7 protein-coding genes and 1 pseudogene are annotated in these 7638 nt (G+C 49.2%); 2 read left to right on the forward strand and 6 right to left on the reverse strand.

Annotation, left to right across the window (positions count from 1 at the left end):
• A pseudogene (locus H6F80_RS31150) lies at positions 1–299 on the forward strand (hypothetical protein); the annotation flags it as partial.
• Between the two features lie 139 nt (positions 300–438).
• On the opposite strand, the gene xylB reads toward H6F80_RS31150, so the two are convergent.
• The 6 genes from xylB to H6F80_RS31180 all read right to left on the reverse strand — a co-directional run bounded on the left by xylB (position 439) and on the right by H6F80_RS31180 (position 6340).
• Positions 439–1920, reverse strand: a complete 1482-nt coding sequence (gene xylB, locus H6F80_RS31155; RefSeq protein ID WP_190790926.1) for a xylulokinase — start codon at positions 1918–1920, stop codon at positions 439–441.
• 38 nt (positions 1921–1958) lie between these two features.
• Positions 1959–2840, reverse strand: a complete 882-nt coding sequence (locus H6F80_RS31160) for a sugar phosphate isomerase/epimerase family protein (protein WP_190790927.1) — start codon at positions 2838–2840, stop codon at positions 1959–1961.
• Complete coding sequence (locus H6F80_RS31165; protein WP_199296426.1) at positions 2837–3577, reverse strand: ATP-binding cassette domain-containing protein; 741 nt, start codon at positions 3575–3577, stop codon at positions 2837–2839. Before H6F80_RS31165 ends, H6F80_RS31160 begins: the two co-directional genes overlap by 4 nt.
• A gap of 140 nt (positions 3578–3717) precedes the next feature.
• Positions 3718–4677 carry an ABC transporter permease gene (locus tag H6F80_RS31170; protein ID WP_190790929.1) on the reverse strand — a complete coding sequence of 320 codons (960 nt, stop codon included), beginning with the start codon at positions 4675–4677 and terminating at the stop codon, positions 3718–3720.
• 102 nt (positions 4678–4779) lie between these two features.
• Positions 4780–5682, reverse strand: a complete 903-nt coding sequence (locus H6F80_RS31175; RefSeq protein ID WP_199296427.1) for a substrate-binding domain-containing protein — start codon at positions 5680–5682, stop codon at positions 4780–4782.
• Between the two features lie 478 nt (positions 5683–6160).
• Positions 6161–6340: a hypothetical protein gene (locus tag H6F80_RS31180; RefSeq protein ID WP_190790930.1), complete on the reverse strand. Its 180-nt coding sequence runs from the start codon at positions 6338–6340 to the stop codon at positions 6161–6163.
• A 358-nt stretch (positions 6341–6698) separates the two neighbouring features.
• On the opposite strand from H6F80_RS31180, the gene H6F80_RS31185 reads away from it, so the two are divergent.
• Positions 6699–7064 carry a hypothetical protein gene (locus tag H6F80_RS31185; protein ID WP_190790931.1) on the forward strand — a complete coding sequence of 122 codons (366 nt, stop codon included), beginning with the start codon at positions 6699–6701 and terminating at the stop codon, positions 7062–7064.
• Positions 7065–7638 lie beyond the last annotated feature (574 nt).

Here is a 7638-nt window from a genome sequence, read left to right on the forward strand (position 1 = left end):
TAGGAAACAATGCGAAGAACGACTATAAGACAAAGCTGTTGATTTACCTAGCTAGCCGGTTGAAGTGGGACTCCCCGCAGGACGGACAGTACCTCACGATTTCTAAACAATATCTGTTCAAGAATCTTGACCTGTTCGGGAGCAATACTGCACGCAACAACCAAATCTTCTGGCGTACTGTAGAGGAGTTGCAGCAGGAAGGCTATATCTTAGGGGCACAGGAGCTTCCTGGCAAAAGAAAGGCTGCAACAATTCAGTTTCAAATTAATCCTGAGAAGTTGAAAGCAAATGCAATTTGAGCTTAAGCTCAGTTCGGCAGAGCTGCGACAACGGCTTCACCTCCTCCTGTTCGCTAATTCAACTAGGAACTGATTCCTACAGGACTTGTGTTATGACTATCTGCTTATTCTTAAATTTGTCCAGTTAAGTTAACAGTACCTAAGGAAGTTGCGATCTCCACTGGAGCAAGGTTGGATAAAGAGTCTGAAAGCGTATCCAAGCATTGTCTAACTTGGGAGAAAAGGTATCTGGAAGGGTTGGGGGAGCCGTAATCCTTAATTGAGGAATCATGTGTTTATCGCCATAGGCTCCGATTCCTAGACCTGCTAGAATCGCGGCTCCTCGGGCTGAGGCTGCTGATACCGCAATGCTATAGAGTGGCACTTGTAGCACTGTCGCGAGCAGTTGTCTCCAAGCAGGTTCAAGGGTACCACCACCCGCCAGGCGAACGTGCGGAATAGACATATCAGGAGTCGTGGTTTGCGGGTAGCGCAACTCAGAAGGAAGCGCTTCCATTCCCTGCTTGATCGCAAAAGCAACTCCTTCCAGAGCAGCCCACATCAGGTGCGATCGCGTATGGTGTAATCCCAATCCGACCCAGGTACCCCGTGCGTGAGGATCAAGATGAGGCGTACGCTCCCCAGTAAGATAGGGCAAAAACGTCAGTCCTTCGCACCCAGGAGGAATGGAATCAGCGGCTTCATAGACCTCTGTCCAGCTTAAGCCCAGAATTCCTCGTACCCATTCCAGAGCCAGCCCGGCATTTTGAATCGCTGCTAACCGATACCATTGTCCGGGCAAAGCTGTACGAAAGAGATGGGTACGAAGGGAATCATCGGCATGGGGCTGAGCGAGCGGCGTAATAATTTGAGCTCCTGAACCAATTGTGAGCTGCACTGCTCTGGGGTCGAGCAGGCCACTACCCAGCATCGCTGCTGCGGTATCAGCAGCCCCCGCAACCACAGGAATTCCTGTCTCTAAACCCAAATGATGAGCAGCTTGAGCCGTTAGATGCCCTGTAATACGGTTGGAGGGAAAGAGGTCTGGAAGCCAGTCGGTGCGAAGATGCAATGCTTCCATCACCTCAAAAGCCCACTGATCCGATCGCACATTAAACAGTAAGGTTCCAGAGGCATCTGAGGGTTCTGCCCCGACTTCCGCTGTCATTCGGAAACGTAGCCAGTCTTTTGGCTGCAAAACCCAACGAGCGGCAGCATAGATATTCGGTTCTTCTCGCTGCAACCACACGAGCGTTGGCCCAGCCATTCCCGCCGTAATCGGGTTGGCGAGTCGGTGCAGCAAGTCGGCAGGAAGCTGCTGATAGACTTCGAGCACATCGCTTGACCGCATATCTGCCCAAAGAATAGCAGGGCGCAAGGGTCGCCCCTCTTTATCGGCTAGCACAACCCCATGCATCTGGCCCGAAAGCCCGATCGCCTCAACAGGATACGAAGAATTCGCCATCGCCTGCCGCACTGCGATCGCTACAGCCTCCCACCATGCTTCCGGGTCTGTCTCTGCCCAACCTGGTTTTGGAGATTGCACCCCATAAGTCTGCGAAGATTCAGCCAATACAGTTCCAGCCTTATCCAATAACAAAGCTTTAACGGAACCTGTACCCAAATCAATTCCCAGCAGCATGGTAATTCTAAAGGTTTGTTGAAAGGGTTGAAGAACGGTTATGGGTTCGCTTCAGCAAGCGATCGCGATGCGGTTCGCAATCCTTGATCAATGAACTGACGCGCATGGCGAGCCAAATGCATCCCATCGCTCCAAAGATTGCGCCAGATCGCTAGCGTTGTGGAAAGATTGGGGGAAACTACTGCTGAGGAGAAGCTTTCAAAGGTAATGGTGCCCTGGTAATTGATCTCAGCTAGCGCATCAAACAGCGTCGGAAAGTCTATCGTGCCCGTGCCGAGGTAACCCCGGTGGCTTTCCCCGACATGCACGTAGCCTAGACGATCGCCAGCAGTTAATACCGGAGTGCGAAAACCCGACTCTTCAATGTTCATGTGATACGTGTCAAGGTGTACCACCACATTGTCCTCGCCGATCGCGTCAATCATTTCGATTGTTTGCTCGGCTGTATTGAGGAGGTTACTTTCATACCGATTGACGGTTTCTAAACCCAGCGTGATGCCATCTGCAGCAGCCTCCCTCGCTAAGCCACGCAACACATTAACGCAGTTTGCACGCCCTTCCCTTGTGGGCATTTGAGAATATTTGCCCAAAGCGCTATAGAGAATGCCCCCCAAATAGTTAGCACCAATGCCGCGAGCAACCTCCAAAGCTTGATGGAGAAGGCGATCGCCTGCCGCCACAATTGCTGGATCTACGCTTGAAATATCGGTATCAAAACTGAGACCTAGAGAGCAACCTGCCTGCAGCCCAACCGACTGGAGGACTTGCCGGGTCATGTCGATGTCGATCGTGGAAGGGTCGAGAACTGGGATTTCGATCAGATCAAACCCCGCAGCCTTGCTACTTTCGATCGCCCTTCGGCATTCCGCCTCGCTCCATCCTCCAACCCACACCAGCGCGTGGACACCAATTTGATTCATGATTGTTCCTCCTGTTGGGCTCCTGTAATCATCGCCACCAGCTCTTTGCCGCTAGTATTCTCAGTGCGTCGTCCCCCGACTAAATGACCACTGCGCATCACCCAAATCTGGTTTGAAAGGCGCATTACCTGATCGAAGTTATGGCTGATGAGCAACACTGCCAAACCATCATCTCGAAGCCGCAAAATCAATTCTTCAACGCGAGCGGTTTCGCGTACACCAAGGGCTGCGGTCGGTTCATCCATAATCACCAGGTGCGACCCCCAACTTGCAGCGCGGGAGATAGCAACTGCCTGTCGCTGGCCACCCGATAGACGCCGTACTCTGGCATTAATGCTGGGAATGTTAACCTCTAATCGACTGAGCATTTCAGCAGATCGACGCCGCATTGTCCGCTGGTCAAGAAATGCGAGCGGTCCAAACCGTTTAACCAACTCGCGGTTCAAAAACAGATTCTGCCAAATGCTTAGGTCATTGCAAAGCGCCAGGTTTTGATAAACCGTTTCAATCCCTGTCCGTCGAGCATCTTCTGGGGAGGCAAAATGAACGGGTTTGCCATCGATGAGAATTTGTCCTGCGGTCGGCGTATGCACTCCTGAAATGCATTTGATTAATGTAGATTTTCCTGCCCCGTTGTCACCAACGATCGCCGTAATCTCGCCTTTGTAAGCCCAAATCGTAATATCTGTGATGGCATGAACATTGCCAAACCATTTGCTAACCCGATCGACATGCAAGAGTACGTTTGAAGAATTGGGTATTGTTGCGCTTGAGCTATTTCTAGTAGACGGGGAAAGGCCCCCATTTCTAGAAGGGGATGAGATGGAATTGGAAGGGTTCGAACCATCTCCTGATGGATGAATCGGTTCATCTAAACTCATTGTTGATACCTCATAAGCAAGGCGGCAAGAACAACGACAATCCCGACCGCCAGTGGCTGATAAAACTGGGAAACCGACAGCAACGTCAAACCATTAACAAGCGCTGTGAGCAACAACGCACCGATGACTGGACCCGCAACCGTGCCTCGTCCACCAAACAAACTGACACCCCCCAGCACCACAGCCGCCACAGAGTTGAGCAGAAAACTGGTATTCGAGGCAGGCTCTGCTGCGCCTACACGAGCAGTTAGCATAATACTGGCGATTCCTGCTAAGCAGCCGGAGATCATATAAGCCATGATTTTCATGCGATCGGTGTTAATTCCCGTTGCCCGTGCTGCTTCTGTATCTCCCCCTGTTGCCAGCAGATGAGTACCAAATCGATTATGGAACAGCACAATATGCGCGATGATGGCGATTATCGCTGCCAAAATCACAAAATAGCTGATAAGACCCAGACCGCCCGTCGCGAACCTCAATAGAAAAGGACTGGCAATTTGGACGGGCTTCCCATCGGATAGCACTAAGGCTGCGCCTGCCGCTGCACTAAGGGAGCCAAGGGTTACAATAAAATCGGTAATTTTGCCTTTAGCGATGACGAGCCCATTAATTAGTCCTAGGAGAGCACCTGCCGCGATTGCCAACAAGCACGCCACTCCAATTCCCCAGCCGCGACTATAGGCTTGCCCAAGCACGACACTTCCTAGCGTCAAGATCGAAGCGACAGATAGATCGATTCCTCCAGTCAAAATGACGTAAGTTTGTCCAATCGTCAGCACGACGAGAATTGCTGCTGCGAGCAGAAGGGCTTGCACATTCCCCACCGTCAGGAATACGGGGGAAGCAATGCTAAAAACGATAATTAACAGAACTAGCGCGACGGCTGCTGTCCAATCTGCCCAGAAGCTAGGGTCTCGCAGTCGCCCCAAGGTTGGAGATGTATGAGCCTGTGTCATGGCATACCTTCTACGATGTAGGAAAATTGCATCAATGGGCAATCGCAGGGGCATTTGAAGAAACACCCCTACGGCAAGAAATGGCGATCGCTGCTTCAGGCTTTACTGCCCCAGCAGATCGGCAAAGGGGTTTTCATAGTCAGAGAAGGGTTTGGGGAAACTTTGCAGCGCTCGATCTGCATTGCTCCTGTTCACCACGGCAACGGGGGCAGTCACGTCCTGTGGCAGGGTTTCACCCGCAATTGCTGCCCGACATGCGTCCATGCCCATTGCTCCGATCGCATAAGGATACTGAGCAACCGTTGCTGACAACGTCCCCTGCTGCACTGCTTTAATGGCATCTTGGAGTCCGTCTACACTAATCACCTTCACTTGAGATTGTTGTCCCCCATCAGCGAGTGCTCGAACCACTCCTAATCCCATATCGTCATTCGCAGCAAAGAATCCTTTCAAATCGGGGCGTGCCCGCAGAATGTCTCCAGCGGCGGTCAATGCTTTCTGCCGCTCCCAATCTGCGGAAACGGTTTGCACAATCCGAATGTTATTGGGAATGCCTTGTTGAAAGCCTTCCAGCCTAGCCTGACTAGTTGCATCTCCAGAAACACCGCCTATCAAAGCGACATCTCCACCATCCGGCAGCAATCTAGCCATTTCCTCAGCAGCCAATCTACCCGCACTCACGTTATCGGTGCCAATGTAAGTCGAGAGCTTCAGATTAGCTGTCTGTGCAGCCTCCTTACTGATCGGGCTATCAATGTTAACGATATGCTTGCCTGCATTAGCAACCTGAACAAGGGGCTGCACTAAGTTTGTTTGTGTGATGGGATTGATGATAAAACAGCCATAATTTTGCCCCGCCAATGCCTGCACTTTATCAGCCTGTCCTGTCGTGTCGTTTAAACTATTGGCTGCCTGCACTGTGACAGTCGTACCTGCGGTTTTTGCCTGATCTTCAATGCCCTGCTGCATTGTTTGGAAGAAGGGATTATCTAATCCTTTAATCACTGCAGCAACAGGTTGTGTGTTCCCTCCATTTTGATTGCTACTCTCATTACTGCTGTTATTGCGTTGAGGTCCACTACAGCCCGCGAGTACCATCACCGCGACCAAAAGCACTGAAGCACTCCTCATGTCGCATCGTTTCTTGCCCACTTTCATGCCTCCTATCGTGAGACTATCCCTAGGGCAAACGCATCTTCATAAACAAAGACAAATTTTGAATTTTATTCAGAATCTTCTCTAGATGTAGTGTTTATTAGAGAATGATGTCTAGAGAATATTCATTTACAAAATTGTAGTGCGTTTATCCTGGAAAACTTTATTTTTCTATCTTCTACGGAGGCATAAAACTGTGCGTCCACCTAAAGACTGACCTCAATGATGATTCGATGGACACGAATGATAAACAAAAATAGCAAAGAAAGTAAAACGAGGATAGCAAAGAAAGTAAAACGAGGACGGGGAGATGGAGATATTGCGATCGTCACAGATGCATTCTCTGAGGTGGGTCGAGCCGAAGATAGCTTCGGCAGCCCATGACGCTAATGTTTCGTATCGTCGAATGCTCTTTTGCAGGATGTGCCACAGTTTCCGTCCGAAACAACACCCGCTCACCGCTCAGTGCTACCGTGAACAGATGCGCCAACGGATTCAGGATTGGCAAGAGATTGTTGGGTTGAAACCTGCCGCATAATCCTGTGATTCCAACTTGCCAGGGACTATCTGCTTATTCTTAAATTTGTCTAGTTGAGTTGACAGTACTGCTGCAACTACATTGCACCCTGATTAGGCGATGTGGCACAGCTTATGGTTTATTGCTTCTATAATATTGCAGCTGCCTTTGGTTCTTAATCATCTAGGAATTCGCGCTTCTTTGGCTTCTAAGTGTTTTGACAATTTTTGTAAGGTTAAAAATCTAATCTGACAAAATCAGAATGATTTTTCAAATTTGCAAGTGCGGATGTAAAGTCTTCCCCGATCAGTTATTTTTGTAAGATAGACAAGCAAACATTACGAAAATAATGATGTTCTCTTCTCACCTCGAAGCCGAGAAGCAATGCCTTTTAAATTGCATCGAAGCAATTCGCAAAAGTGGGTCTGTAGCTCCAGCACGTTATTTTCTCACAACAACAACGACGACTTCTAAGGCAGGCAAGACCTACTACTATGCTCGCCTAGTAAAGGAGGAAAGTGTGGGTAAGCAAACTGTTCGTTCTCTAGGGCGCATTGGCAGTGGCCAGCACCTTGCTTGGGAGCGATCAATCGTGCGACGGGATGCGATCGTTGAACTGGAGCAGCAGCTTAAGCTCTTGGATGAACTGATGCAAAGGCAGCAGGAGCGATCGCATCTAGTCGCGCGAGACTTTTCGGAGCCAAAGAAGGATTAATCTCAGTTTTACTTCCAGAATTTGCGCTGCGATTGTTGCCTAGCGTTTTCCTAAGAATTTTGTAAGGTTTAAGCAAAAACGTTACAAAACATTTATATAATGAGCTTAAGCACAATAGGAAAGCCTCAAGAGGTAAATCTTATACGAACGGCACTACGGTAATGTTGTACAGTGCTGACCCTTCAAGATTTGGTTGTGTCGTATAAATGACAAGGTGGGGAAGCTCAATTTTCTCTAGTCACACCCTAAATAGCCTCCCAATTCTTGTTGAAGTGGAAACACTTCCTGCCCGAAATCATTGTATTGAAGCAATGAGTCTAATTCGCAAAGGACAAGTCAAGGGAATCAGCAAAGGAGACAGTGTGTCTCAAGTAAAATTGATTGAAGCATTCTTCGGAATTAGCGCTTAACGGAACGCGAACGAGATACTGTGTTTGTCACTAAGTTTGTCACTAAAAAGTATTTGCGACACAACTGCTCTGACAGTTTCGTTTATCTGACTCATTCATTTATCTGGCTCATTCAAAGTAGCGACGGAAGTAGTTACGATAGAGCTTGCATCGGGGCAGCGCAG

It is taken from the genome of Leptolyngbya sp. FACHB-711, assembly GCF_014695615.1.
Lineage (GTDB): Bacteria > Cyanobacteriota > Cyanobacteriia > Elainellales > Elainellaceae > Leptolyngbya_A.

Coding starts and splice junctions, on each gene's coding strand:
- xylB (WP_190790926.1), bottom strand. CDS start 1,920: ATGCTGCTGGGAATTGATTTGGGTACAGGTTCCGTTAAAGCTTTGTTA.
- H6F80_RS31160 (WP_190790927.1), bottom strand. CDS start 2,840: ATGAATCAAATTGGTGTCCACGCGCTGGTGTGGGTTGGAGGATGGAGC.
- H6F80_RS31170 (WP_190790929.1), bottom strand. CDS start 4,677: ATGACACAGGCTCATACATCTCCAACCTTGGGGCGACTGCGAGACCCT.
- H6F80_RS31185 (WP_190790931.1), top strand. CDS start 6,699: ATGATGTTCTCTTCTCACCTCGAAGCCGAGAAGCAATGCCTTTTAAAT.